This window comes from Exiguobacterium sp. R-17, from assembly GCF_049913315.1.
GTDB lineage: Bacteria > Bacillota > Bacilli > Exiguobacteriales > Exiguobacteriaceae > Exiguobacterium_A.
Genome location: NZ_CP184372.1, coordinates 2,019,389 through 2,044,374 on the forward strand (window position 1 = coordinate 2,019,389; position 24,986 = coordinate 2,044,374).

The 24,986-nt window shown below is 43.9% G+C and carries 24 protein-coding genes and 1 other annotated feature; of the genes, 5 read left to right on the top strand and 19 right to left on the bottom strand.

Going from position 1 to position 24,986, the window contains the following annotated elements; translation table 11 throughout:
* Positions 1 to 5: 5 nt before the first annotated feature.
* Positions 6 to 797 (top strand): DsbA family protein, encoded by a 792-nt coding sequence (locus ACN9MT_RS10830; protein ID WP_035406622.1) that lies wholly within the window; start codon positions 6 to 8, stop codon positions 795 to 797.
* A gap of 212 nt (positions 798 to 1,009) precedes the next feature.
* Here the strand turns inward: ACN9MT_RS10830 and pepF are convergent, their stop codons facing one another.
* The 3 genes from pepF to cls all read right to left on the bottom strand — a co-directional run bounded on the left by pepF (position 1,010) and on the right by cls (position 5,357).
* Positions 1,010 to 2,812, bottom strand: a complete 1,803-nt coding sequence (gene pepF, locus ACN9MT_RS10835; protein ID WP_035406619.1) for an oligoendopeptidase F — start codon at positions 2,810 to 2,812, stop codon at positions 1,010 to 1,012.
* A gap of 64 nt (positions 2,813 to 2,876) precedes the next feature.
* A complete protein-coding gene (locus ACN9MT_RS10840) occupies positions 2,877 to 3,827 on the bottom strand; it encodes a competence protein CoiA family protein (protein ID WP_290751698.1) in 951 nt (316 codons plus the stop codon).
* 18 nt (positions 3,828 to 3,845) lie between these two features.
* Positions 3,846 to 5,357, bottom strand: a complete 1,512-nt coding sequence (cls, locus tag ACN9MT_RS10845) for a cardiolipin synthase (protein WP_035406614.1) — start codon at positions 5,355 to 5,357, stop codon at positions 3,846 to 3,848.
* Positions 5,358 to 5,427: 70 nt separating this feature from the next.
* Between cls and ACN9MT_RS10850 the strand changes: the two genes are divergently transcribed.
* Positions 5,428 to 6,150, top strand: a complete 723-nt coding sequence (locus ACN9MT_RS10850; RefSeq protein WP_290751705.1) for an SDR family NAD(P)-dependent oxidoreductase — start codon at positions 5,428 to 5,430, stop codon at positions 6,148 to 6,150.
* Between the two features lie 62 nt (positions 6,151 to 6,212).
* Here ACN9MT_RS10850 and mecA read toward each other — a convergent pair whose 3' ends face one another.
* The 3 genes from mecA to ACN9MT_RS10865 form a co-directional block, all read right to left on the bottom strand.
* Positions 6,213 to 6,839, bottom strand: a complete 627-nt coding sequence (gene mecA, locus ACN9MT_RS10855; protein ID WP_035406608.1) for an adaptor protein MecA — start codon at positions 6,837 to 6,839, stop codon at positions 6,213 to 6,215.
* Positions 6,840 to 7,010: 171 nt separating this feature from the next.
* Positions 7,011 to 7,409: a transcriptional regulator SpxA gene (gene spxA, locus ACN9MT_RS10860; protein ID WP_012370920.1), complete on the bottom strand. Its 399-nt coding sequence runs from the start codon at positions 7,407 to 7,409 to the stop codon at positions 7,011 to 7,013.
* Positions 7,410 to 7,581: 172 nt separating this feature from the next.
* Entirely contained in the window at positions 7,582 to 7,719 is a 138-nt protein-coding gene (locus ACN9MT_RS10865) for a hypothetical protein (RefSeq protein WP_023468890.1), read from the bottom strand.
* Positions 7,720 to 7,942: 223 nt separating this feature from the next.
* On the opposite strand from ACN9MT_RS10865, the gene ACN9MT_RS10870 reads away from it, so the two are divergent.
* Positions 7,943 to 8,476 (top strand): HD domain-containing protein, encoded by a 534-nt coding sequence (locus tag ACN9MT_RS10870; protein WP_035406605.1) that lies wholly within the window; start codon positions 7,943 to 7,945, stop codon positions 8,474 to 8,476.
* 46 nt (positions 8,477 to 8,522) lie between these two features.
* On the opposite strand, the gene ACN9MT_RS10875 is transcribed toward ACN9MT_RS10870, so the two are convergent.
* The 5 genes from ACN9MT_RS10875 to ACN9MT_RS10895 form a co-directional block, all read right to left on the bottom strand.
* Positions 8,523 to 9,476: an ABC transporter ATP-binding protein gene (locus tag ACN9MT_RS10875; RefSeq protein ID WP_035406602.1), complete on the bottom strand. Its 954-nt coding sequence runs from the start codon at positions 9,474 to 9,476 to the stop codon at positions 8,523 to 8,525.
* Positions 9,476 to 10,549 carry an ABC transporter ATP-binding protein gene (locus ACN9MT_RS10880; RefSeq protein ID WP_035406599.1) on the bottom strand — a complete coding sequence of 358 codons (1,074 nt, stop codon included), beginning with the start codon at positions 10,547 to 10,549 and terminating at the stop codon, positions 9,476 to 9,478. Before ACN9MT_RS10880 ends, ACN9MT_RS10875 begins: the two co-directional genes overlap by 1 nt.
* 32 nt (positions 10,550 to 10,581) lie before the next feature.
* Positions 10,582 to 11,613 carry an oligopeptide ABC transporter permease gene (gene opp3C, locus ACN9MT_RS10885; RefSeq protein WP_035406596.1) on the bottom strand — a complete coding sequence of 344 codons (1,032 nt, stop codon included), beginning with the start codon at positions 11,611 to 11,613 and terminating at the stop codon, positions 10,582 to 10,584.
* On the bottom strand, positions 11,613 to 12,539 hold the full coding sequence (gene opp3b / locus ACN9MT_RS10890; protein WP_035406592.1) for an oligopeptide ABC transporter permease: 927 nt from the start codon (positions 12,537 to 12,539) through the stop codon (positions 11,613 to 11,615). The genes opp3C and opp3b overlap by 1 nt, the downstream gene beginning before the upstream one ends.
* Positions 12,540 to 12,872: 333 nt before the next feature.
* Positions 12,873 to 14,486: a peptide ABC transporter substrate-binding protein gene (locus ACN9MT_RS10895; protein ID WP_426272162.1), complete on the bottom strand. Its 1,614-nt coding sequence runs from the start codon at positions 14,484 to 14,486 to the stop codon at positions 12,873 to 12,875.
* A gap of 272 nt (positions 14,487 to 14,758) precedes the next feature.
* Between ACN9MT_RS10895 and ACN9MT_RS10900 the strand changes: the two genes are divergently transcribed.
* Both ACN9MT_RS10900 and trpS read left to right on the top strand, forming a co-directional pair.
* Positions 14,759 to 15,139: a DUF3899 domain-containing protein gene (locus tag ACN9MT_RS10900; RefSeq protein ID WP_214746455.1), complete on the top strand. Its 381-nt coding sequence runs from the start codon at positions 14,759 to 14,761 to the stop codon at positions 15,137 to 15,139.
* 56 nt (positions 15,140 to 15,195) lie between these two features.
* Positions 15,196 to 15,402 (top strand) — a binding site (T-box leader).
* Positions 15,403 to 15,453: 51 nt separating this feature from the next.
* Entirely contained in the window at positions 15,454 to 16,455 is a 1,002-nt protein-coding gene (gene trpS / locus ACN9MT_RS10905; protein WP_056062436.1) for a tryptophan--tRNA ligase, read from the top strand.
* A gap of 98 nt (positions 16,456 to 16,553) precedes the next feature.
* Here the strand turns inward: trpS and ACN9MT_RS10910 are convergent, their stop codons facing one another.
* From ACN9MT_RS10910 to ACN9MT_RS10945, 8 genes are all read right to left on the bottom strand, one after another.
* Complete coding sequence (locus tag ACN9MT_RS10910) at positions 16,554 to 18,197, bottom strand: peptide ABC transporter substrate-binding protein (RefSeq protein ID WP_035406580.1); 1,644 nt, start codon at positions 18,195 to 18,197, stop codon at positions 16,554 to 16,556.
* A 205-nt stretch (positions 18,198 to 18,402) separates the two neighbouring features.
* Positions 18,403 to 19,959 (bottom strand): peptide ABC transporter substrate-binding protein, encoded by a 1,557-nt coding sequence (locus tag ACN9MT_RS10915; protein ID WP_426272163.1) that lies wholly within the window; start codon positions 19,957 to 19,959, stop codon positions 18,403 to 18,405.
* 97 nt (positions 19,960 to 20,056) lie between these two features.
* A complete protein-coding gene (gene fabF, locus ACN9MT_RS10920; RefSeq protein ID WP_035406574.1) occupies positions 20,057 to 21,295 on the bottom strand; it encodes a beta-ketoacyl-ACP synthase II in 1,239 nt (412 codons plus the stop codon).
* 1 nt (position 21,296) lies between these two features.
* Positions 21,297 to 22,241 (bottom strand): beta-ketoacyl-ACP synthase III, encoded by a 945-nt coding sequence (locus ACN9MT_RS10925; RefSeq protein ID WP_290772607.1) that lies wholly within the window; start codon positions 22,239 to 22,241, stop codon positions 21,297 to 21,299.
* Between the two features lie 106 nt (positions 22,242 to 22,347).
* Positions 22,348 to 23,046, bottom strand: a complete 699-nt coding sequence (gene mtnN / locus ACN9MT_RS10930; RefSeq protein ID WP_029342223.1) for a 5'-methylthioadenosine/S-adenosylhomocysteine nucleosidase — start codon at positions 23,044 to 23,046, stop codon at positions 22,348 to 22,350.
* 52 nt (positions 23,047 to 23,098) lie between these two features.
* The gene (gene greA, locus ACN9MT_RS10935; RefSeq protein ID WP_029342224.1) at positions 23,099 to 23,572 is read right to left on the bottom strand and encodes a transcription elongation factor GreA; all 474 of its coding nucleotides are present in this window, start codon (positions 23,570 to 23,572) and stop codon (positions 23,099 to 23,101) included.
* A gap of 56 nt (positions 23,573 to 23,628) precedes the next feature.
* Positions 23,629 to 24,276: a uridine kinase gene (gene udk / locus ACN9MT_RS10940; RefSeq protein WP_035406565.1), complete on the bottom strand. Its 648-nt coding sequence runs from the start codon at positions 24,274 to 24,276 to the stop codon at positions 23,629 to 23,631.
* 16 nt (positions 24,277 to 24,292) lie between these two features.
* The gene (locus ACN9MT_RS10945; RefSeq protein ID WP_081780346.1) at positions 24,293 to 24,931 is read right to left on the bottom strand and encodes an O-methyltransferase; all 639 of its coding nucleotides are present in this window, start codon (positions 24,929 to 24,931) and stop codon (positions 24,293 to 24,295) included.
* Between the last annotated feature and the right edge of the window lie 55 nt (positions 24,932 to 24,986).

Here is a 24,986-nt window from a genome sequence, read left to right on the forward strand (position 1 = left end):
AACGGATGGAACACGCACAATGTAACGGATCTTATTGTTCATTGGACGAACCATCGATTCAACAACCGACGAAACCTCTGGAAATCTATCATTTTTTAGATGTGACACAAACGGACGGTTTACGGTTGATACCCGTTCTCAAGAAATTAGAGCTAGAATATGGTCATCTTTTTCGTCTCCGCACGATTGCTACGATTCCTTGTGCTCCTTCACGTTCCGCGTGCGATATGTCACCACTCGTCATCCTAAAAGCAATCGAGCTTCAAGGAAAAACGTTTGGTATGCGGTTCATGCGACGCCTTCGGATGCTTCATAATGTCGAAGGTGAGAGTGCTTACAGCCGTCCATCATTGATGCGGTTAGCCGAAGCATTGACAGAGTATGGTCTGGATTTAGATGAATTCCACCGTGATGTCTCGTCGGACACGATTCAGCAAATGCTCGAGAAAGAGACTGAACTGGTCACGGAATGGGATGTCCGAATTCTTCCGACACTCGCTTTCGTTGGAGATGAGGAAGCCATTAAGGCAGAAGGACCTTATGAGTATTTGGTCTATGTTTCGATCTTAAGTGAACTGCTAGATCATACGATTGAAAAACAATCGAAGCCACCACTTGAACAATTCTTGAGACGGTATGAAACAGCAACTACGGCTGAAATTGCCTTTATTTATGACGCTCCTGAATCCCAGGTTGAACACGAACTAAAAAAACTGGTCTTACAACAGAAATGTGCTTCTCTATCGTACTGTGATGGAAAAGTATGGCGTCATTTAAAAGATTCAGCACATGCTTAATACAAAAAGGACAGTGGAGCAAGCTTCACTATCCTTTTTTGGTATTCACTCATAGAAAAAGAAGAAGTCCTTCATGACGAGAAGGACTTCTTCTTTTGACCATTGGATGGGGGAAAAAGAGAATCGACTGGGGAATGTGACCCTCTTCACAATATAAGTATACCGTGAGTCTTTTTTCTTTTCCACACTTTGTTCACTTTGTCACAAAGATGTCACTCTGCTAATAACGCTTCGAATTCATCTAGGACACGTTCAAATTGACGAAGTGCTGCTTCAACTGGTGCTTTTGTTGTCATATCAACACCAGCAGCTTTTAGTACTTCGATTGGATAATCGCTTGATCCCGCTTTTAAGAAATTATTGATGTAACGTTCTACAGCCGGTTGTCCTTCTTCTAGGATTTGATCCGTCAAAGCAGCCGCCGCCGAAATGCCTGTTGCATACTGATAGACATAGTAATTGTAATAGAAGTGTGGAATCCGAGCCCACTCCAAACCAATCTCTTCATCTAATACAATCTCTTCTCCGAAGTATTTTTGATTCAAGGCATAATACGTTGACGTCAAGAATTCTGGTGTCAACGATTGTCCAAGACGCGCTGCATCATGAATCGCATGTTCGAACTCAGCGAACATCGTTTGTCGGAACAATGTTCCACGGAATGTTTCAAGTTGATTGTTCAACAGATAGAGTTTTTCTTTACGATCCGTCACTTTTTTCAATAGATAATCATTCAACAGCGCTTCATTCGTTGTTGAAGCGACTTCTGCGACGAAAATCGAATAGTCACCGTATGGGTATGGTTGTGATTTCCGCGTGTAGTAGCTATGAACCGAATGTCCGAATTCATGTGCGAGCGTAAAGAGATTATTGATGTTATCTTGCCAGTTCATCAAAATGAATGGTTGTGTATCGTAAGCACCAGAAGAGTATGCCCCACTCCGTTTACCACGTGTTTCCCGGACATCAACCCAGCGCTCAGACAACCCTTCTTCGAGAATATGTTTATATTCTGCTCCAAGCGGCGCGAGCCCTTCGACCATCAATTGTTTCGCTTCTTCATAAGAGACCTTCATCTCGACCTCAGAAACGAGGGGGGTATACATATCGTACATGTGTAACTCATCAAGACCGAGGACCCGTTTACGTAAGGCAACATAGCGATGAAGCAATGGTAAGTGCTCATGCACCGCTTCAACCAACCCATCATAAACGGATTCAGGGATTGCATTACCATGTAAGGCTGCCGCGCGTGCAGAAGGAAACTTCCGAACATCTGCATAGAAGTTGTCTTTCTTAACTGACCCAGCAAGAGTTGAGGCGAGCGTATTCGTGTATTTCGCATACGTTCCGTACATCGCTTTAAATGCGGCTTCACGCACCGAACGATCAGATGATTCAAGGAATGTGATGAAACGACCATGTGTCAATTCTGTCTCTTCCCCGTCTTCCCCCTTAATTTTCGGGAATGTCAAATCTGCATTATTCAGCATACCGAATGTCGTACCGGATTGACCGAGAACTTCTCCCGCCTTCGCTAGAATCGCTTCTTCCGCTTCCGTCAACACATGCTCGCGTTCTTGGTTCAACTCATCAAATGCATGACGGTACATCGCAAGGTCTGCATTCTCATTAAGATACGCTTCTATCGTTGTTTCAGGTACAGCTAACAATTCCGGTGTCATGAAAGCAAGTGTGGCTCCGATTTGTGACGCAAGCGTCCGAGCACGGTCGTTCATGGCTTGATAGAAGCTATCCGCTGTATTTTCGTCGTAACGCATGTGCGCGTATGTATAGAGCTTATAAAGACGTCTTGAGACTTCGTCTCGTAACTGTAACCCTTCATAGAGTGTGTCCGCACTCTGTCCAAGACGACCCTTATACTCGACGAGTAATGGAAGCATCGCTTTCACCGATTCAAATTCTTCTTCCCACGCTTCGTTTGATGCATAAATCGATTCTAGATTCCAAGTTTCTGAAACGTCAACATCTTGACGTGTTAATACTTCTGCCATTTCCCTCACTCCTTTAATTCAGTTATACCTGTTTTCTTTTCGACAAACAATCGAAGTGCTCCTGCTAAAACAGCCGATTCGCCTCCTCGATCCGCTCTAACCATTCCGTGATAAGTAAATCGATCATCGGTCGTTCAAACGGGATATCCAATCGATGAAGTAAATGAAAGACGGCTTGTTCTAAAGCAGTAGAGGAATAAACCCCTTTTAACCGCAAAAAGACTGCCATTTGAAACTCAAAAGGATGAACGGGATACGATAATAAGTGACTGATCGGAAGAAAGACCGATGACGGCAGATTCAGAAGATGAAACCCTGCCTCATATAATGGAAGTTTAAGCATTCGTGGAGGTAACGAAGGATAAAAAGGTCGCTGTCGATAGCGCAAGACGATTCCTTGCCATCGAGCCATTGAAAATTTCCGAGGAAATGACGGAAGTTCCGTCGAAAGGAAGTCGGATAATGAAAGGGATTGAACGGTACAATAGACATAATGTTTCGCAAAAGGGAGCGGATGTCGAAACCGTCGGATTTGATTGTCAACAATCAAGTCCAAATACTCATTTTCTAAGAAGGCTTGACGCATCCATCCTTGTAAACGAAATGTGACACCATGTGACGGATGAAACCCAATCCAACGAACCGTTTGTCCTTGTTTCGCATCAAGTCTTGCTCGTCTAATCCATTCATCTGCCGACATCGGAGAACGCTGAATTTCAATCCCAATCTCTTTTTCCGGAATCCACAGGTCGAAGCGTCGCTGTCCAATCGTCCATTCGGTCTCGACGCGAACGCCTGCATTCATCAACGAATCTGCAATTCGTCGTTTCCAAGATACATGTAAGCTACTTTCTCCTGAACATGCTGAGATATGTGCAAAATGTGGTCGTCGTCCCTGCCTGACGCGCAATGGCTTCAGACAATACGGACAACGTAAGGACATCGCTTTTAATTCATGGACAGAAAACCTATGAATCAGAATGCGTTTACCTGACCCATCAATGGCTTCAAACATCAGCATCGTCCCCTTTTGCTAGAGTAGCGGTGAGAATAAGCGTGAAATTGATTCAACTAAACGGCGGCGTAATGGACGACGATGAAACAAATCAGCATCAACTTGTGTAGACTGGCTAAAATCCTCATAAAAATCACGTGTTAATTGATGTACCGAATTTGTTCCGTATAAAAAAGCATTTACCTCGAAATTCAAATGAAAACTCCGTAAATCCATATTCGCTGTTCCAATCGTTGCGATGGCGTCATCCACGACGATGACTTTCGAATGCATGAATCCTTTGTTATACTCATAGATTTTCACACCAGCCTGGAGTAAATCATCAAAGTAAGAGCGACTCGCATAAAATACGATTTTATGATCCGGAAAGCTTGGCAGAAGAATACGAACATCAATTCCAGACATAGCGGCTGTCTTTAGTGCTGTCATCAAATCTTCATCTGGTATTAAATATGGAGATGCAATGTAAACAGATTCACGCGCTTCTGTGATGAGTCCGAAGTAAAGTGACTTCATTGCCTCATGTGGCTCATCAGGTCCACTGGCAATGATTTGAACGCCTCCCGTTGCTTCATCGACATATTCCAGTGGTTCCATATAAAACGGTGTAAACAGGCGTTCCCCCGTCATATAGTACCAGTCTTGGAGGAAAATCAATTGAAGTTCAGAAACAGCTTCTCCGCGTACAAGAAGATGCGTATCACGCCAAAATCCAAAATGCTGATCGCGACCGATATACTCGTCCCCAACGTTAATTCCACCCGTAAAAGCAACTGTTCCATCAATGACAACGATCTTCCGATGATTTCGGTAGTTAGACTTACTCGAAATGAACGGTAATACGACAGGGAAAAATGCCCGAACTTCAACACCTGCATCCTGCATCTTCTTGAAATAATGCTTATCTGTCGAAAAACACCCGACGGCATCATAAAGAAAACGGACTTCAATTCCTTGTTGTGCCTTTTCAATCAATACTTCCTGTAACTGCAATGCGAGCTCGTCATCCCGTACGATATAGTATTCCAAATGGATATGATGTTGTGCTTGACGAATCTCTTCTAAAAGAATCGGAAATTTCTCCTGACCATTCGTCAAAATTCTTGTATGTGTATTATACGAAATTGGAAGTCGACTGATCGAATCGATAAGTGTGACAACTTTTCCATAATGTCCTTCTTGGAACACTGATTGGTGTACTGCTGTTTTAAACTGGGTACGGTATTTAATATAAGACTCTTCATCAAGCATTGCTTTCAATCGAAACATTCGTTTCCGGCGGTAGTTCTGACCAAACGTAAAATAAACAAACACGCCGACAACAGGTAGTGCCATCATGACAAGTGCCCAGACGAGTGTTCGTTCTGGGTTACGATTTTCAAGCAAAATGATGACGAACACGCTCATGACGACCAAAATGATGACGATGGACAGCCAGCCTACCATATAGACGCTCCAATAGTAGGATAAAAAGGCGATTAAACCGATGGTCAAGATGAGGGTCATGAGAAGTTGTACACGTCGTAGCATGAATCCCCCTCCTTTTATGTATGTTGTAAAAATTGTAGTTAAGAACTCATGACAGAAAGGAAGCGTTTAAATGGGTACGTATATCATTACTGGTGCAACAAGTGGAATCGGAGAAGCCACTGCCCTCCAACTGATTCGAGAAGGTCATACCGTTCTTGCCATTGGTCGTAATCAAGACAAAGGAGCTTCTCTTGAATCTAGCGGAGAAGGACGTTTATATTTCTTCCCTGTCGACTTGACTGATTCCTCTGCCATCGACAGGTTCTTTGAAGAAACACTCGAAGATTTTCCAGAAATCGACGGGATTTTTAATAATGCAGGGACATTTGGAAAACCCGTCGCACCCGAGAGAATCTCCGATCAACAAAAAGAAGTGTTCCAAGTGAATTATCATGCCCCTGAACGAATCATCCAGCTCGCGACGAAACGTTTCTCAAAAGGTGCCTCTATCGTCAATAATAGCGCGATCGTCGGTCACGTCAAGTTTCCCGCCATGCTCTTACCCTATGCATCGTCTAAGAGCGCTTTATTGACACTGACAAAGACATACGCTGCCCGCTTCCATGGCAAGTATCGTTTTAATGCCATTTGTCCGGGACCGGTCGACACATCATTGAGCCACGCATTATATGGCGGGAAAGATAAGTTTGATCTTGCGATGAAGCATCATCTTCGTGGCGAACCTGCACAACCTTCTGAAATCGCAGAAGTCGTTTGTTTCTTACTCTCGAATAAAGCGAGTTACATCAATGGGCAAGCCCTTATCGTAGACGGTGGTTATACCCTCACTTAATGTCAGAATAAAAGGAGGTATCACGATTCGTGATCCTCCTTTTACTCGCACTTTTAGTTCCTTTAATTCGGAAAGTATTTCCGAATAAAGGCAAAGACGTCTGAAGCAATGATTTGTTTTCCATATTCAGCGACAGGATGAATCGTTTGTTCGCTGAAATGAAGATATTCGGCAATTAAACTCATGACATTTTCTTGTGCTTCTACATTCACATCATCTTCGAAATGAACATGTAGTAGATAGAGTCCATCCTTTTGGTAAAGCGCTGTTTCAAGTTCTGCGAAGACAGGAGCATTCGCATATTGACTAAGCGCAATGATATGCTCGAAATCATGAGTTTCGAATAAGACATCCTGGCTTAATTCTGTATCTTTATCTTCTGTCTCAGACATCGCTGATCGTAAAAGTGAATCGAGTTCGTCTTCATCGACTTGCTCACCATCGACTGCATTTTTTGCGATCGTTACAGTGACTTCAAGACCTTTTTCAAAAGCTTGCACTTGTATCCATAGTGGACCTTCGAAGGAGATGGACTCTTTTTCATTCGCTTCGTCCATCATCTGCCAGAATAACTGTTCTCCCCGTTCCCGATTATACCAAATCTCATCTCGGGCAAAACCACGGCGTTCGATGTCAGTATAAGTGATGAAGAACTTGACCGTATTGTCATTGACGCGTTCGATTTTCAATCTGTCCACTCCTTTCTTCTCGTTCCTTATCTAGAATACGAACGAGGACATGACTTGGATTCATACTTTCGAATCCGAAGGATATATTTCTATTCCTTTGTTATCTTTATTTTAACCTTTTTTATCGGTAACAAAAAGCACACTGCTCACGAAGCAGCGTGCTTTTTAAAATTACTCGTTTACAAGACGCTGTGCTTCCAAAAGTTGGAATGTACGCACCTTGCGTGGTAAGAATCGACGGATTTCATCCTCGTTATATCCTACTTGAAGACGTTTTTCGTCAATCAAAATCGGACGACGCAATAATCCAGGATATTCTTGAATTAAATCGTATAGGTGCTGCAACGATAAGTTTTCAACGGAAACATCGAGTTTCGAGAAGACTTTTGAACGCGTTGAGATAATCTCGTCCGTTCCATCTTCCGTCATTCGAAGAATCTGTTTGATTTCATCGAGCGATAATGGTTCTGAAAAAATATTACGTTCTACGAACGGGATTTCATGTTCTTCAAGCCACGCGCGTGCTTTCCGACAAGAAGTACAACTTGGTGAAGTATAGAGTGTTACCATTGAAAAACATCCTCCCCCTGATTTAACATCATTTAACACCTAAGTGAATACATAGATATCGATGATGGTTCTATTACTTGACAGTTTACATCTAATAAAGCAGAAAACCTAGCTTTTTTATAAAGATGAAAGAACTTTTCGTAAAAAAGCTTGTTAAAGCCACCACGTGGCTTTAACAAGCTGGCGTGTGATCAAATGGCTGAGAAATCGTTTCTTTTGCTTTAGGAAGTTTCATTTCTTTTAGTTTTTTCTCTAAAATATCCCGCAAAAGGCGCTTCTTCAGCTTTTTCTTTTTGTCACGTTCTTTCATATTCCGACACCCCAATCGGTCCGAAACAGAACTAACAACCTACGAAAGCAAAATAATCATCTTCTACATTAGTAATTATACCACGTATAACAATAATCTATTCCTACTTTAAACAATTAAATATGTGAGATTGTCGATTAAGTAATGAAAAATAGTTGCAATTTCTTTCAATTTTCTGTAGAGTGTATAGAAATATCAACGCTCAGGAAGGAGTTTTTCATTCATGTCATTAACACTCGTCACTATTCTCGATCATCCGATCGCTCAAAAATATTTATCCCGTTCTGGCTTGAATCATGCGATTTCAGTAGCTGAACGCGCACTGACGCTCGCTACGAAGCGAGGTTTAGATGCGGATACAGCTACGAAAGCTGCACTCCTCCATGACATCGGGCATTACGAATGGTATACCGATGGCACTTGGAACTATGATCTCTATCGTCAAAATGATATTCATGCCATTAAAGGGGCTGAACGCGCTCATAAACTTTTGATTCGCCTTGGTGAAGAACCAGCTCGTGCCAAAGAAATCGCACTTGCCGTTCTCTTGCATACGGATTCGTATCTTCCACCTGGTGCAATCAACCGGACACCACTTCAACAACTTGTGCACGATGCGGATACGCTGGAAGAACAACCAGGCGGACTACATCACTATGAAAAAATCGATTTTGATGAAGCCATGCGCCGTCTTGATGCGATTGATTCTGTCGTTCATCGCTTCGCGCATCTTCCACGAATTGCATCAGAAAATTAAAAGGCATTTCCACGTTGATCGTGGAAATGCCTTTTGTTTTAAACAATTATACGAGTTGCGCTTGATATGCTTCCAGTTCTGCATCCGTCATCGAAACAAAATGACCTGGTTCGATTTCACGAAGTGGTGGAATGCTTGAATCTTCATCTGATTTACCAACAGGTCCACTCGTCGGACGATCATAAACGATCCGCTTACGTGTACGCTCGTGCTCTGGATCCGGAAGAGGAATCGCAGACAAGAGCGATTTCGTATAAGCATGGACCGGATTCTCATATAAGCGATCCGCACTACATAGTTCAACGAGGTGACCTTGGTACATAACACCGATACGATCCGAGATATATTTTACCATCGATAAGTCGTGGGCGATGAACAAGTAAGTCAAACTACGGTCACGTTGCAGTTTTTTCATCAAGTTGACGACCTGCGCTTGAATCGATACGTCAAGTGCCGAGATTGGCTCATCCGCGATGATGAAGTCCGGTTCTACAGCAAGCGCACGCGCGATTCCAATCCGTTGACGCTGACCACCCGAGAACTCGTGTGGGTAACGGCTTGCATGTTCTTTCGTCAAACCAACTGTTTCGAGTAAATCGTACACACGGTTATTCCGCTCGTCTTTCGACTTTGCTAGACCATGAATATCAATTCCCTCAGCGATGATATCACCGACTGTCATACGTGGGTTAAGTGACGCATAAGGGTCTTGGAAAATCATTTGCATCGCACGGTTGAACTTCAGTTTATCTTTACGCGACTTTTTACCATGAACGTTTTCACCTTTGAACATGACTTCGCCGTCTGTCGCCTCATACAATCCGATGATTGAGCGACCAGTCGTTGATTTACCACAACCCGATTCACCTACAAGACCAAGTACTTCGCCCTCATAGATATCGAATGATAAACCATCAACCGCTTTAACGACACGTCCGCGTCCAATGTTGAAGTGTTGCTTCAAGTTTTTTACTTCAAGTAATTTATTACGGTTTTCCATTATTTCAGACCGCCTTTCAGAAGCGATTTCGCGAATACGCTATCTGGGCGGTATTTCAACGCCAGATCCCGAATTGCAAGTGGTGGCTCAACATACGGTGCTTGTGGGTGGAGCAACCATGTCGCCGCTTCGTGAGTATCTGTAATTTTGAAGAAAGGAGGTTCTTTTTCAAAATCAATCTTCATTGCATATTTATTTCGTGGTGCAAACGCGTCACCGACTGGTGGATGAAGTAAGTTAGGTGGTGTTCCTGGAATCGCCGGTAAATCTTGTGAACGGTCATCCGATGGACGTGGCATTGAACCAAGGAGTCCCCAAGTATATGGATGACGTGGCTCGTAGAAAATCTCATCGACTGTACCCTTCTCAATCAATTTACCTGCATACATGACCGCTACACGATCGGCCATGTTCGCTACGACGCCTAAATCGTGCGTGATGAAGATGATCGCTGTACCCGTTTTTTGTTGAATGTCTTTCAACAACTCGAGGATTTGCGCTTGAATCGTAACATCGAGTGCTGTCGTCGGCTCATCGGCAATCAAGACTTTCGGATTACAAGCAAGTGCGATTGCGATGACGATCCGTTGACGCATCCCACCAGACAATTGGTGTGGATATTGTTTCAGACGTGCTTCTGGGTTTGGAATCCCTACAAGCGTCAGTAATTCAAGCGTACGTTTTTTAGCAGCATCACCTGTCAATCCTTGGTGACGTTTTAAACCTTCGGCAATCTGTTTGTAGATCGTCATTGTCGGGTTAAGTGATGTCATTGGATCTTGGAAGATCATTGCGATATCACGACCGCGTACTTTTTGCATTTCTTTATCGGAAAGCTTAACCAAATCGCGACCTTCGAATAAGATCTCACCTTTTGTGATTTCACCTGGCGGATTTGGAATCAGACGCATGATGGCTTTTGAAGTAACCGATTTACCAGAACCGGACTCACCAACGATTGCGAGTGTTTCACCTTTTTTTAAATCGAACGATACTCCGCGGACGGCTTGAACCGTCCCGGCGTACGTATGGAAAGCGACATTCAGGTCGCGGACTGACAAGATTGTTTCCATTTTGGATGAGCTCCTCTCTAATCTAATATTTGTTAGCGACGTAGACGTGGATCGAACGCATCACGTAATCCATCTGCCAACATGTTGAAGCTGATCATGAGGAGTACGAGCACTGTCGATGGAACGACGAGCAAGAAAGGAAACGTCTTAAGTTCTTTGTACCCTTCATTGATCAGTGTACCAAGCGACGGTTGCGGTGGTGCAAGCCCAAGACCGATGAAGCTTAGGAAAGCTTCGAAGAAGATTGCCCCAGGAATCGTGAACATGAGCGAGATGATGATTGTACCCAAGGTATTTGGAATCAAATGTTTGAAGACTAAACGTGCGCTAGAAGCACCAAGTGTACGTGCTGCAAGAACGAATTCTTGGTTCTTTAGTTTCAGGATCTGACCACGAACGAGTCGACTCATCCCGATCCAACCAGTAATCGTCATCGCGAGGATGATCGTCGTGATTCCTGGTTCAAGAATCAAGATGAAGAGGATGATCAGGATTAAGTTCGGTACCCCTGTCAGGATTTCCGCGATCCGTTGCATGATATTATCGACGCGACCGCCGTAATAAGCTGAAATACCACCGTATGTGACACCGACGAGAACGTCAATAAGCGCTGCCATCAAACCGATGAAGAGTGAAATTTTAGTCCCTTCCCAGACACGTGACCAAAGATCACGACCAAGGTGGTCCGTACCAAACCAATAATTTTCTTTTACTTGTTTTTGTTTATAAAAATCGATTGGTGTCTCACCAAGTGTTGCCATACCATCAAAGCCAGCCCACTCTAATCCTGTTACTTTAGGTGGAAGTTTAGCTTGAGTGATTGTTTGGGTATAAGCATCTTTACCAGAGATTGCAGGACCCGCTAATGACATGATGGCAATCACGATGATCAAGACAAGAGAAATGATCGCTGCTTTGTTTTTACGCAAGCGCATCCAAGCATCCTGCCAAAAGTTTAAGCTTTTACCGGCAATTCGTTCACCGGCTTGTTCATTGAACTCAACTTGTTGAAATAACGATGAATCGAACTGTTCCGCTTTTGCATTTGAATTTTGTTCAGCCATTATTTACTACCCCCCAAACGAATCCGTGGATCAACGACACCGTATAGCAAGTCGACGATTAAAATCATGAGAATGAAGATTGCCGAGAAGAACAGCGTCGTACCCATGATAACTGTATAGTCATTTTGTGTGATTGACGATACGAACAACTCACCAAGCCCAGGTACAGCAAAGATTTTTTCGATGACAAATGTACCTGTAATCAATGCAGCAGTCATAGGTCCAAGAATCGTAATAGCAGGAATCAATGCATTCCGAACCATGTGTTTCCAAGTGATTGATTGACCATCTAGGCCTTTTGCTTTAGCTAACGTGACGTAATCCTGACCTGTAACCTCAAGCATTTCCGTCCTTACGAATCGGGCAATCGAGGCGGTGACCCCAAGAGACAACGAAATCGTTGGTAGAATCGTATGCGCCGGACTTTCCCAGAACGCTACTGGCAAAGCGCCCCATTTCACGCCGACATAATACTGAAGGAGTGAGGCGAATACGAAAGATGGTACTGAAATCCCGAGAACCGAGATGAACATTGCTCCGTAGTCGACAACTGTGTTGTGACGAAGTGCAGCAACTACACCAAGTACGAGACCTAAGAGTACACCAAGTACGAGTGCTTGAACTCCAAGTTGAGCCGATGGTCCAATTCGTTCAGAAATTAAATCTGTAACTGGACGGCTGTCATATTTGAACGATACACCAAGGTCTCCTTGGAATAAGTTAACCATGTACGCTGCATAGCGTTGTGGTAGTGGATCATTCAAATTGTACTTATCCCGAAGGATATTCAACTGTTCAGGAGAAAGTTTCTCCTGGTTCTGGAATGGTGAACCTGGTAGCAGATCCATCAGGAAGAAAGTGAACGAAGCGATGAGTAAAAACGTCAGTACGCCGTAAACCAGGCGTTGAGCTAAATAACGGCCCATAAGATGGCACCCCCTATAAAGATTTTCTGTTTTTTTCGAAACATCAATAAAATCAGTATGACCCACAATTGTCGGAACATTCAAGAATTTTGTTATAAAAATTTAAAATTCTTTTTAATTGTGCTTTGATTCGATGTTCGATCAGACGCTTTTTTTAATGTCGTCCAATAGTCAGAATTTTTCGTTTGATTCCATTATACTTTGCTAACAAAGTAATTAGAACCATTTTTTTACGAAAATTTCACATTTCCGCTAAAAATGAGTTTCCGTTCATTCAAAGTAGTATAAAACAGGAGCGCACCCGAACTGACTTAGGGACGCTCCCGTTCTCGATTACTTCACATCAACATATTTGTATTGGAAATCTGCTCCGAACAATTGACGGTTGAAATCTTTGACCGTCGGACGGCTCAAGTATGCAGAACCCGCTTGATAGATTGGTGCGATGGCTTGATCTTTTTCAATCAATTGCGCCTCAGCTTGTTTGAACAAATCTAAACGCTTCGTCAAGTCTGACTCATCGTTTGCCGCGTTTAATAATTTATCATACGCAGCTGATTTGTACTTCACGTCATTTTGGCTGTTCGTTGATTCGAAGATGGACAGGTTAGACATTGGATCTTGATAATCTGGACCCCAAAGTGAGTAAGAGATTTGATAATCTCCTTTTGTTTCAAGATCGAGTTTGTTCTTGAACGGCTGTTGTTTGATCGAAACCGTGACGTTCGGAAGATTCTTCTCGATTTGACCTTTCATGTACTCACCGATTTTCTTCGCATCTTCACTATCGAACGAAAGCAATTCAATCGTCGTTTTCTTATCGCCATTTGCTTTTTTCCAAAGATCTGCTGCTTCTTTCGCGTCACGGTCGAACCAGTTGATGTCGCTCGTGTAGTCTTTGCCTGATGCATCTTTGACGAAGTCTTTTGGAATGAAGCTTGTTGTTGGAATCGAACCGTTCGCAAGAAGCGTATCCGTGATCCCTTTTGGATCGATCGCACGAGCGATTGCTTTACGCGCATCGACATTTTTCATCGTTTTATCTTCGTTGTTGAATTTCAAGTAAGCGATCGAAGAGCGAAGCGCTGTCTTGAATTCAGGTTTCGATTTATAAGCTTCAACTTGCTCTGAAGTTAGACCTGCGTAATCGATTTCGTTTGAATCATACAAGTTTGCGACTGTTGACGTATCTTTAACGACACTAATCGTGACTTCGTCGAGTTTGACAGCATCTTTATCCCAGTAGTTGTCGTTTTTCTTCAGAACACGTTTTGAATCCGTTTTCCAAGATTCCCAAACGAAAGGACCGTTGTAAAGCAATTTATCTGGTTTAAGCGAGAAGTCTTTTTCATTCTTCTTGTAGAAGTCTTCACTGATTGGTGTATACGTACCGAACGATGTCAGTGAGAGGAAATACGGAGCTGGACGCTCGAGTTTTACTTCTAACGTTTTATCATCGATTGCTTTAACGCCGAGTTCATCAACAGGCTTTTTACCTTGTGTAACATCAGAGCCGTTTTTTAACGTGTCAAAGATGTATGAGTAACTAGAACCTGTTTTTGGATCAGCAGCACGTTTCCAAGCGAATTCAAAATCTTGTGCTTTGACAGGTGAACCGTCTGACCATTTCGAATCACGAAGTGTGAACGTATACGTCAAATTGTCGCTTGAGATATCCGTTTTTTCTGCAAGTGCTGGAATCGCTTTTCCGTCCTTGTCTAAACGATAAAGACCTTCCATCGTGTTTCCGATCATGTTGAAAGCGACGGAATCCGTAGCTTTCGCTGGGTCCACTGTCGTAATATCCGAAGTGTCCGTTAAACGTAGATTTTTTTTGCCGTCTGTCGATCCTGAATCTTTGTCTCCGCCACCTGTCGAACATCCAGCAAGCACAGCGCTTCCTGCAAGCATGACTGATAAAGCGAGACCGACTGTTTTTTTCTTCATCGGTAAGTCATCTCCTTTTCAATTTCCAAGTTGCCATAATGCCTATGACATCAATAACGTCCCGTCGAAACTGCAATGTATTCCCCAAAATGCATTGACCTAGTTTCAAAAACTTAAACGAAGTGATAAATTGATTTTATGTGAGAATAGCATTAACGTCAAGTGAATAGTCACACTATTTGCTATTTTGCATCATTCGTTTGTTACCGATTCGTAACAGCGTTAAAAGTTTCGTATACTAAGAATATCTATGTACGTAAAGGGGGATTTTCATGCGATCGACGTATTTCCGACCGGTCATCATTGCGGTCATTCTTGTTCTGCTTTATACGATTTGGGCAACTATGACGGATTCGACACACGGTATCCTGTATCATCTGTCTGGTGGTTTATTCATAGCAGGATTCTTGTTAATTGCAGTAGGATTCTTCTCGAACATGTCTGCTAACGGCTTCTTCCGCGGCATGACAGCTGGATTCAAAAAGCAGCGGGAAGCAAAGTTGCGAGAGATTGACGGAGATTATTACGAAGACGAGGACGAAGAGGAAGAAGTGCTTCGTAAAAAGCAACGCCGTGCTTCAGCACGGACGAAACCCTATGTCTCAAGCGGTATCATCTTCATCGTCGTCTCACTGATCATCTCATATTTTTAAACGAAATCAACGTGACGCTCTACCTAAGGTATGGTAAACTCAAGCTAATCAAACAAGAAAACACGACGACAAAGAGTAGTAACTTAGATCCACTCCTCTCAGAGAGTCCATGGTGCTGAAAATGGACAGGTGATGCCTAAGTGAATGGACTTTCGAGTGGCTGATTCGAAAACAAGTAGAGTCAGATGGGTTTGCCCATTACAGCAAATTGAGCGGCTATGTAAATAGCAACTTGGGTGGCAACGCGATGACTCGTCCCTTGATTTTCAAGGGGCGTTTTTTATTTTGATCTTATTATTTGGAGGGATTTCATTATGAAAACGATTTTCTCAGGTATCAAACCAACCGGAACGGTCACACTCGGAAATTACTTAGGTGCCATGAAACACTTCGTGAACTTACAGGACGGTCATGATGCATATTACTGCGTCGTCGATCTGCACTCCATCACGGTCGATATCGATCGTGTCGAACTGATGAACAATACACGCGCCCTTGCTGCTCTTTATATCGCAAGTGGTCTGAACCCAGAAAAATCAACGATTTTCGTTCAATCAGAAGTCAAAGCGCATGCGCAACTCGGCTGGATGTTGACATGTCTTTCCGGTATGGGTGAACTAGAACGTATGACGCAATATAAAGATAAATCACAAGGAAAAGAGCGGATTGGTGCAGGGTTGTTCGTCTACCCGACGCTCATGGCAGCTGATATCCTTCTCTACGACGCGGAACTCGTTCCGGTCGGTGACGATCAAAAACAACACATTGAGTTAACGCGCGATTTAGCCCAACGATTTAATAGCCGCTATTATGAGACGTTCACATTACCAGAACCGATCATTGCGGAATCAGGTGCTCGGATCATGAGTTTGACGACGCCAGATAAAAAGATGTCAAAATCTGATCAAAATCCGAAAGGCTTCATCTCGATGCTTGACGCACCAGATGTCATTCGTAAAAAAGTGAAATCAGCTGTCACAGACTCAGAAGGCATCGTAAAATTCGATCGTGAAAACAAACCAGGTGTGTCGAATTTACTTGAGATCTATTCCCTACTCGCTGGTATCTCGATTCCAGCTCTTGAAGCAAAATACGAGGGCTCGAATTATGGAACATTCAAAGCAGATGTCGCAGAAGCGATCATTGCGGAACTCGAACCGATTCAACAGCGCTATTATGAATTGATTGACTCTGAAGAGCTTGATCAAATTCTCGACGCTGGACGTGATCGCGCAGAAGCAGTTGCTGCCAAAAAACTCGCGAAGATCGAAAAGGCAATGGGCTTACAACGGAAACGTGCGAAAGTAAAAAAATAATTCGTCCTCTACGCGAAAGACCGGGATGTCCCGGTCTTTTTTTATATTACAGATAAAAAACGGCTTCCGAATCAAATCGGAAGCCGTTTTTATTTTGCTTATTTTCCTTCGATTGAAGCCCATTTGTATGAGAAGTCTGCGCCGAAGTTATGTTCGACGACTCCTTTAACGTATGGTTTAACGAGGAATGCGCGTCCACGCTGATAAACAGGTGAGATCGCTGCTGAATCAAGAAGGATTTTCTCAGCTTCTTGTAGTTCAGACCAACGTTTTGTTGCATCTGTTTGAGTTTGTGCATCTTTAATGAGTTTATCGTACTCTTTGTCCGACCATTTACCACGGTTGTATGGTCCGCCCGTGACGAAGAGATCGAGGAACGTCATTGGATCTTGGTAGTCAGGACCCCAGCCAGCGAATGAGAACTGGAAGTCACCTTTGTTTTCAAGATCAAGTTTGTTTTTGAATGGTTGTTGTTTGATCGTAACCTTCATACCTGGAAGGTTTTTCTCAAGTTCCCCTTTCAAGAACTCACCGATTTTCTTAGCATCGTCGCTATCGTAGTTCAAGAGCTCAAGATCAACCGATTTTTGACCGATTTCTTTGAGACCCTCTTCCCAAAGTTTTTTCGCTTCATCGGCATTGTATTCGTTGAATGCCGGATACTTGTCGCGGAAATCTTTTCCGTCAGCATCTTTTGCGAAATCTTTTGGTACGAGGTAGTTCGCTGGAAGTGATCCGTTTGCAAGGATGACATCCGTGATTCCTTTTTTGTTGTAACCCATGTCGATTGCGCGACGGATTTTTTCATTATCAAGCGCTTTCACCTTTGTGTTGAGGTAAAGGTAGAAAATCGTTGATTCACCTTTTGTTTTGAACTCTTTATTGTCTTTGTACTGGGCAACGAACTCAGAAGTTAGACCTGTACGGTCGATGTCGCCTTTTTCATACAAGTTAACGCCTGTCGCAACTTCTTTAACGACCTTAACGTTGATCGTTTTGAGTTTAACGGCATCTTTATCCCAGTAGTTATCGTTTTTAACCATTTTCCAGCCTTGCTCACGTGTCCAATCTGTTAACTTGAATGGTCCGTTGTACAGCGATTTGTCTGCAGTCGAACCAAAGTCTTTCCCGATTTTCTTCGAGAGTTCTTCTGATTTCGGCATGAATGGTCCGAATCCAGTGAGTCCGAGGAAGTAATCTGCAGGGGCTTTTAATTTAACTTCAAACGTTTTGTCGTCAACCGCTTTAACGCCGACAGCATCACGATCACCTTTCTTCGTGTTGTACTCTTCTGCACCTTCGATATTGTAGAAGACATATGCATACTGTGAAGCGTTCTCCGGGTTGAGAACTTCTTTCCATGCATATTCAAAGTCTTTTGCCGTGATTGGTGTACCATCAGACCATTTCGCATCACGTAATTTGAACGTGTATGTTAATTTGTCATCTGAAACCGTGTGGCTTTCAGCGATACCTGGTGTCGGCTGCTGCTTGTCATCAAGACGGTAAAGACCTTCCATCGTGTTGTTCAACACGTTGAAAGACACTGCATCTGTTGAAGTCGTCGGGTTGAGTGTCGGGATGTCCGAACCTTCGATCAAATTAAGTGTTTGATCATTGGATTTTTTGCTTGAACCTGTGTCGCCCGATTTGTCGCCTGAATCCGTTGTCGAACAAGCTGCGAGGAACGCACTTGATACGAGTGCTACCGATGTAGCTAAAGCAAAGCTTTTCTTCTTCATGTTACGATGACCCCCCTAGGTTTCTAAAAAAATGATACTGTCAGGTTTTTGACCGAAAAAAAAAGAAATACTATATTCGAATCAAACCCTTCGTTACAAATAGTTTACAATGTTCTGATAATTTTGCAAACCTTTTATCCGATTTTTCTAAATATTTTTTCAAAAAAAACTGGGACCTTAAGAAATAATGGTCCCAGTTAAGTGATTATTTTAAAATTTTCATCGAGCGGAGTAGGTATTCCGGTCCATAAATCGGTACTTCAATTCCTTGAATCGTATCAGAAACATATAATTTCTCAGTCGTCTGATACAAAGGAACGACGACAGCATCCTGATGGATTAACCGTTCTTCGGCTCGATGATAGAGTGCTTGTTTTCGTTTTATCTCTTTTTCTTTTCTTGCTTTTTCAACTGTCTGGTCGTATACCTTGGATTGATAATTCACCGAATTTAAAGGATTGTCTGAGACGAACTGATTTAAATAGGCTAGCGGTCCTGGATAATCTGGCATCCATCCAGTCAAAGTCATCGCATATCGTGATGATTGTTCTTTGTCGATTTTCTCTTCAATCGCGACTGGCTTAAGAATGATATCAATCTCAGGTATTTGTTTCTCAAGATAGGTTTCGAGTTGTTCCCCAATCCGTTTTGCTTGTGGATCATCAAAATTAAGCATCTCAATTTGTTGTTTACTATGTTCTTGTGATTTTTCAGGTTTCTCTTGAACGGATTCTAACATCAATACGTTCGTATCCGTGACGACGAATCGATTCGTCGGAATACCTGCATACCCTAAAGGAAGTTGAACTGATTCTTTTTCCATCAAGGCGTGAGCAATCCGCTTTCTGAGTGTCGTATCGCGGAACGTGTCATTTTTTTGATTAAAGGCGATATAAAAGACACCACTCCGCTTTTTTTGATAGGTCGGTCGTGAAACCTGATCACCTTGTGTTTCGACACTTTCTTGTAATGGGAGGATAGCCGCCTTGCTTTTCTCATACGAACTCCATTGCGTCTGATGATCGGGAGTGATACGGCTTTCTATTTTCGCTACTGTGACAACGTTTTGCTGATGATACTGATCATTTTTCTTAAGCGTATATCCGCTTTTCGACATTTTTTCTAGTGTAAATGCACCATTTCCAACAAGTTCTTCCCACTTCTTTGATTCCGGTTGTGGATAGAAGACGGACATCGCAAGTAATTCCTTTAGATTCGAAACCGGCTGATTCAACGTGATGATGAGTTGATTGCGTCCTTTGGCTTTGACTCCTAAACGCTCTGGTTTCATTTTTCCATCATTGACGGCGCGTCCATTTTTAAATACTTCAAACAAGAAACCATACGGTGAATTGGTTTGATTAGCAGCGATACGCCGAAAACTATCGACGAACTGCTGCGCCGTAATCGGCTGACCATTGGCATCCTTCGTTTCTTTGAGTTGAATCGTATACGTCAATCGATCTTTCGAGACTGACATATCCTGCGCTAAACCTCGACGGACCGATGTTCCGGAAGTAAAGACATATAATCCTTCATACAATTGCGCTAAAAGTGTCTGTGAACGACTATCTGTCGCCAGCGCAATATCTGACGTTTTCGGAAGCGATGATTCAATCAGTTCGACTTTTGCTGTTTTTGTTTCGTTACTTGTTTTAGTTTCTTGAGACGACGACAGACGATATATGAGCATGCCACTAAGTGCAATCAGTAAAAATAGGAGCAGTGCCATGATCGATGTCTTTTTTGTGATGTTAGCCATAAACGACTCCTTTCTGCGTCAAACACGCATTTCTCTATTGAATCAGAATTTCATCAAAAAAGCGACCCCCTTGATGTTTCAAGGGAGTCGCTTGAGCTTAAGCTTCATACCGTTTGAAGACGAGTGATGCGTTGTGTCCACCGAACCCAAGCGAGTTGCTGAGCGCATAAGTCATTTCGACGTGACGTGAACCTTCTGTCACGTAGTCGAGATCACAGCCTTCACTCGGCTGTTTCAGATGGATCGTCGGGTGAACTGTTTGTTCTTGTAACGATTTAATTGTTGCAATCGCCTCGACACCACCTGCTCCACCAAGTAAGTGACCGATCATCGATTTCGTCGAGTTGACGACGAGTTGTTTCGCTTGTTCACCGAAGACACTGTGGATCGCTTTTGTTTCAAGGATGTCGTTCATTGGTGTACTCGTTCCATGAGCATTGATGTATCCGACTGCCTCCGGAGTGATGCCCGCATCTTGAATCGCCATCGCCATCGCGCGTGCTCCACCGTCTCCGTCTGGATCCGGAGCCGTGATGTGGTACGCATCAGCTGTTAATCCATACCCACTGACCTCTGCATAGATTTTCGCACCACGAGCTACTGCATGCTCATATTCTTCAAGAATTAAGATTCCTGCTCCTTCTCCCATGACGAATCCGTCACGTCCTTCGTCAAATGGACGGCTTGCCGTCTCAGGATCGTGGTTCGTTGACATCGCTTTGTTGGCACAAAAACCAGCAAATGCTAAGTTCGTGATCGGAGCTTCCGCACCACCAGCAATCATGACATCCGCGTCACCACGTTCGATGACACGCAGTGCTTCTCCGATGGCATTCGTTCCTGAAGCACATGCAGTGACGGAACAGTTATTTGGTCCCTTAGCTCCAGTATAAATCGATACCTGACCGCTTGCCATATTCGGGATCATCATTGGAATGAAGAATGGGCTGACACGACGGTGTCCACGTTCAAAGTAGATTTTCGCTTGTTTCTCGATCGTCTCAACGCCACCGATTCCAGATCCGATCCAGACCCCAGCACGTTCTGCAATTTCTTTAATGTCGATTCCAGCATCTTTTACAGCTTCCAGGCTTGCGACAAGTGAATAATGAACGAAGCGATCCATTTTCCGTGCTTCTTTCGCCTCAATGAATTCTGTGACATCGAAGTTCTGTAATTCGCCCGTAACCTTCGTTGGATACTCATCGATATCGAGACGCTCCATCGGACGAATTCCGTTCGTTCCTTCTTTTAATGCATCCCAGAATGTATTCGCATCATTCCCGATTGGTGTCAATGCCCCGATTCCTGTGACTACAACGCGTTTTCTCATCATCTTATGTGTTCTCTCCTTTAGTCCAAGTAATATATGCTGCTCCCCAAGTCAATCCGGCACCGAAGCCAGCAAGTACAAGTTTCGTACCTAGTGTCAGACGACCTTGCTTACGTGCTTCTTCGAGTGCGAGTGGAATCGAAGCAGCAGATGTATTCGCATGCTCATCGATCGTAACGATGACCTTTTCTTGCGGAATATGCAGTCGTTCACACGCTGCATCGATGATGCGTAGGTTCGCCTGATGCGGAATCAAGATATCGACATCTTCAAGCGTGCTGTCTGCTTTTTGAATGACCTTCTCAACGATTTCCGGTAATTTACGAACGGCGAACTTAAAGACTTCGCGACCGTTCATCTCGATTGGTCCATCGATATCCTTAAACAACAGATGGGCTCCACGTCCGTCTGTTCCGAGTTCAAAAGCATTTAATCCCTCTTGCTCAGTTTGTCCGATGACGACCGCTCCTGCACCATCTCCGAATAAAATCGCTGTCGACCGGTCTGACCAGTCAACGATACTCGACATTTTTTCAGCACCGATGACAAGTGCATGTTTTCCTTCGACTGTTGCTAACATGCTTGCAGCTGTTTGTAATGCGAAGATGAATCCACTACAGGCCGCACTGATATCAAAAGCGGTCGCCCCTCGTGCTCCCAGGCGCTCTTGAACGATACAGGCTGTAGAAGGGAACGCACGTCCTGTTGCCGTTCCGACAACGATCAAGCCGATGTCCTCTACTGTCAATCCAGCATCATCGAGTGCCTTCTGAGCCGCTTCTGTCGCTAAGTCTGTTACATCCACATCATCGGCTGCAATTCGTCGTGCCCCGATTCCTGTTCGTGTCCGAATCCATTCATCACTTGTGTCGAGCGTCGTTGCTAGCTCATCATTCGTTACGCGACGTGATGGCAAAGACGTTCCTAATCCTACAATCCCGATCTTCATAAGGCATCCCCTTTTGTTATTAGTATCTGGTACTAATATAAAGCGTTAATTTGCTTTTGTCAAAGAAAAAAGGAAGAGCAAGGTCTCCCGTGCCCTTCCTTCTACCTCATTCTGCTAACGTCCGAACGACTTCCATGACCATTTTAGCGGAATTGATTGACGCAATCTCGAGGAATTCATCAAACGAGAGTGACGCTTCTTCATTAGCGCTATCTGAAATCGAACGTGTCACGACGAACGGAACACCAAACTGATGACAGACTTGTGCGATTGGCGCAGCTTCCATCTCGACGGCTGCGACTTCTGGGAAGTGCGCCTTGATTTGAGCAGAACGCTCTGAATCATGGATGAATGAGTCACCTGTCGCGATCAATCCATGAACGACACGAATTGCATCCATGCGCTCGATGACAGCTTCTGCTGTTGCTACGAGCTTTGGATCTGCTTGGTAGGCAGCTGGCATTCCAGGTACCTGACCATATTCGTAACCAAACGCTGTCACGTCTACGTCATGGTGACGTACTTCTGTTGAGACGACGACATCCCCAACCGTTAAGCCTTCTTTAAATCCGCCAGCTGAGCCGGTATTGATGACAGCAGTTGGTTTGTAGTGGTCAAGCAATAATGTCGTACCGATCGCAGCGTTCACTTTCCCGATTCCTGACTTCAAAATGACGACAGGAACGCTATTCAAGAGTCCTTCATAAAAATGATAGTTTGCAATGACTGTATCTTTACGTTCTGACAACTCGTTGCGCAATAAGTTGACTTCCTCTTCCATTGCGCCGATGATTGCGATTGGCATGGTCCATTCCTCCATCAAACAGAAAGCCGGATTGCTCCGGCTCCTGTGTTCTTTATTTGATCGATGTAATTTTTACTGCGTATTCGCCGCCTGGTGCTGGTACAGAGACTTGATCTCCGACTTGGTGCCCCATTAAACTTTTTGCGATTGGTGATTCGTTCGAAATTTTACCCGTGAACGGATCTGCTTCGGCACTACCAACGATCGTATACGTATCTTCTTCGTTGTCTTCGACACTCAAGAAAGTGACTGTCGTTCCGATACCGACGACTGAGATATCCTTCTCTTCTTCCGAGATGATGGCAACGTTGCGAAGCATCTCTTCCAGTTGAGCAATCCGGCCTTCGACCATTGCTTGCTCTTCTTTTGCTGAATCATACTCTGCGTTCTCTGAAAGGTCACCGAACGAACGGGCAATCTTGATGTTCTCGACGACTTCTTTCCGGCGGACTGACTTCAATTCATTCAATTCATTTTCAATGTTCGCTTTACCTTCAAGCGTCATGTAGTATTGCTTTTCTGCCATTTTTGTCACGCTCCTTTTTATTCCACTAGTATAGTATATTCACATCTTTTTTGGAATCAATATCCTCTTTGATCAAGTGCCGAACGATAATCAAGGATCGCTCGGATTTTCGTTACGAGTAAATCGATTGCCACGTGGTTTTCGCCGCCCTCTGGTACGATGATATCCGCATAACGTTTTGTCGGTTCACAGAACTGCAGATGCATCGGACGGACGACATTCGTGTACTGCTCAACGACAGAATCAATTGAACGCCCACGTTCGTTGATATCACGTTGCATCCGACGAAGAATGCGAACGTCCGCATCCGTATCGACGAACACCTTAATATCCATTAGTTCCCGTAACCGTTCGTCTTCAAGCGCTAAAATTCCTTCTACGATGATGACATCACGTGGTTCGAGACGAATCGTTTCTTGAGCACGTGTATGTGCGACATAATCATATACCGGTTTTTCAACGGCAATGTTTTCGCGGAGCGCTTGAATGTGTTCGATCAAAAGACCATTATCGAAAGCAAATGGATGATCATAGTTTGTCTGATATCGCTCTTCCATTGATAATTCACTTTGGTCTTTATAGTATGCGTCCTGTTCAATCATGACGATTGATTCGCTTGGGAACGCATCGACAAGTGAACGTGCCACCGTCGTCTTCCCTGAACCCGTTCCGCCCGCTACGCCTATTACTACCGGTTTTTGCATGTCATTCGTTCCTCCATCATTTCGACTTTTTCCGACTGACGGATACACCGTCACCGAGCGGAAAAATCGTCGTATCATATTGTTCTTGTTCCATCATCCAGACCGTGAATTCTTTGACGAGACGCACGAGCCGACGTCTTCTTCGATCGAACGTCTTCGGGTCAGGCTCAAGGACATCTCCGTGTAAGAAGAGATTGTCCGTATAAAGCACGCCACCCTCTGGAATGAGTCGCCCATATCCCGCAAAGAATTTTTTATACTGTCCTTTAGCTGCATCGATGAAGACTGCATCAAACTGGTCTTCAAGCGTTTCGGCTAATTCTACTGCATCACCAAAAATGATGTCAATCCGATCCGCCACATCTGACCGGGCGATGAAGGTTTTTGCTTCTTCATACCGCTTTGCATTCCGTTCGATTGTCGTAATACGCGCATCCGGTAACGCGCGTGCCATCCGGATCGCACTATAACCAATTGCTGTTCCGACTTCTAAAATACGCTTCGGTTGCTGTAATCGCAGGAGCGACAACAAGACTTCGGAACCGGTCAACTCGATGATCGGTATATGATGTTCTTCCGCATAACGCTCCATTTCTTCTAGTAGGGCATCACGAGGATGAATCATCGATTCGACATAGGTCGTGAAATCCTTCACGCCATTCACTCCCTCTTCCGCATAAACAGGTTGACTTGAAGCGTCATTTCCGCTT

Excerpts from the sequence above, each read along its gene's own strand:
- opp3b (WP_035406592.1), bottom strand. The coding sequence starts at position 12,539 with ATGGGCCGTTATTTAGCTCAACGCCTGGTTTACGGCGTACTGACGTTT.
- ACN9MT_RS10925 (WP_290772607.1), bottom strand. The coding sequence starts at position 22,241 with ATGAAGATCGGGATTGTAGGATTAGGAACGTCTTTGCCATCACGTCGC.
- ACN9MT_RS10880 (WP_035406599.1), bottom strand. The coding sequence starts at position 10,549 with ATGGAAACAATCTTGTCAGTCCGCGACCTGAATGTCGCTTTCCATACG.
- ACN9MT_RS10840 (WP_290751698.1), bottom strand. The coding sequence starts at position 3,827 with ATGTTTGAAGCCATTGATGGGTCAGGTAAACGCATTCTGATTCATAGG.
- ACN9MT_RS10830 (WP_035406622.1), top strand. The coding sequence starts at position 6 with ATGGAACACGCACAATGTAACGGATCTTATTGTTCATTGGACGAACCA.
- ACN9MT_RS10875 (WP_035406602.1), bottom strand. The coding sequence starts at position 9,476 with ATGGAAAACCGTAATAAATTACTTGAAGTAAAAAACTTGAAGCAACAC.
- pepF (WP_035406619.1), bottom strand. The coding sequence starts at position 2,812 with ATGGCAGAAGTATTAACACGTCAAGATGTTGACGTTTCAGAAACTTGG.
- cls (WP_035406614.1), bottom strand. The coding sequence starts at position 5,357 with ATGCTACGACGTGTACAACTTCTCATGACCCTCATCTTGACCATCGGT.
- udk (WP_035406565.1), bottom strand. The coding sequence starts at position 24,276 with ATGCAAAAACCGGTAGTAATAGGCGTAGCGGGCGGAACGGGTTCAGGG.
- ACN9MT_RS10915 (WP_426272163.1), bottom strand. The coding sequence starts at position 19,959 with ATGGCTAACATCACAAAAAAGACATCGATCATGGCACTGCTCCTATTT.
- ACN9MT_RS10850 (WP_290751705.1), top strand. The coding sequence starts at position 5,428 with ATGGGTACGTATATCATTACTGGTGCAACAAGTGGAATCGGAGAAGCC.
- greA (WP_029342224.1), bottom strand. The coding sequence starts at position 23,572 with ATGGCAGAAAAGCAATACTACATGACGCTTGAAGGTAAAGCGAACATT.
- ACN9MT_RS10870 (WP_035406605.1), top strand. The coding sequence starts at position 7,943 with ATGTCATTAACACTCGTCACTATTCTCGATCATCCGATCGCTCAAAAA.
- fabF (WP_035406574.1), bottom strand. The coding sequence starts at position 21,295 with ATGATGAGAAAACGCGTTGTAGTCACAGGAATCGGGGCATTGACACCA.
- ACN9MT_RS10895 (WP_426272162.1), bottom strand. The coding sequence starts at position 14,486 with ATGAAGAAAAAAACAGTCGGTCTCGCTTTATCAGTCATGCTTGCAGGA.
- ACN9MT_RS10910 (WP_035406580.1), bottom strand. The coding sequence starts at position 18,197 with ATGAAGAAGAAAAGCTTTGCTTTAGCTACATCGGTAGCACTCGTATCA.
- spxA (WP_012370920.1), bottom strand. The coding sequence starts at position 7,409 with ATGGTAACACTCTATACTTCACCAAGTTGTACTTCTTGTCGGAAAGCA.
- trpS (WP_056062436.1), top strand. The coding sequence starts at position 15,454 with ATGAAAACGATTTTCTCAGGTATCAAACCAACCGGAACGGTCACACTC.
- opp3C (WP_035406596.1), bottom strand. The coding sequence starts at position 11,613 with ATGGCTGAACAAAATTCAAATGCAAAAGCGGAACAGTTCGATTCATCG.
- mtnN (WP_029342223.1), bottom strand. The coding sequence starts at position 23,046 with ATGCCAATCGCAATCATCGGCGCAATGGAAGAGGAAGTCAACTTATTG.
- ACN9MT_RS10865 (WP_023468890.1), bottom strand. The coding sequence starts at position 7,719 with ATGAAAGAACGTGACAAAAAGAAAAAGCTGAAGAAGCGCCTTTTGCGG.
- ACN9MT_RS10900 (WP_214746455.1), top strand. The coding sequence starts at position 14,759 with ATGCGATCGACGTATTTCCGACCGGTCATCATTGCGGTCATTCTTGTT.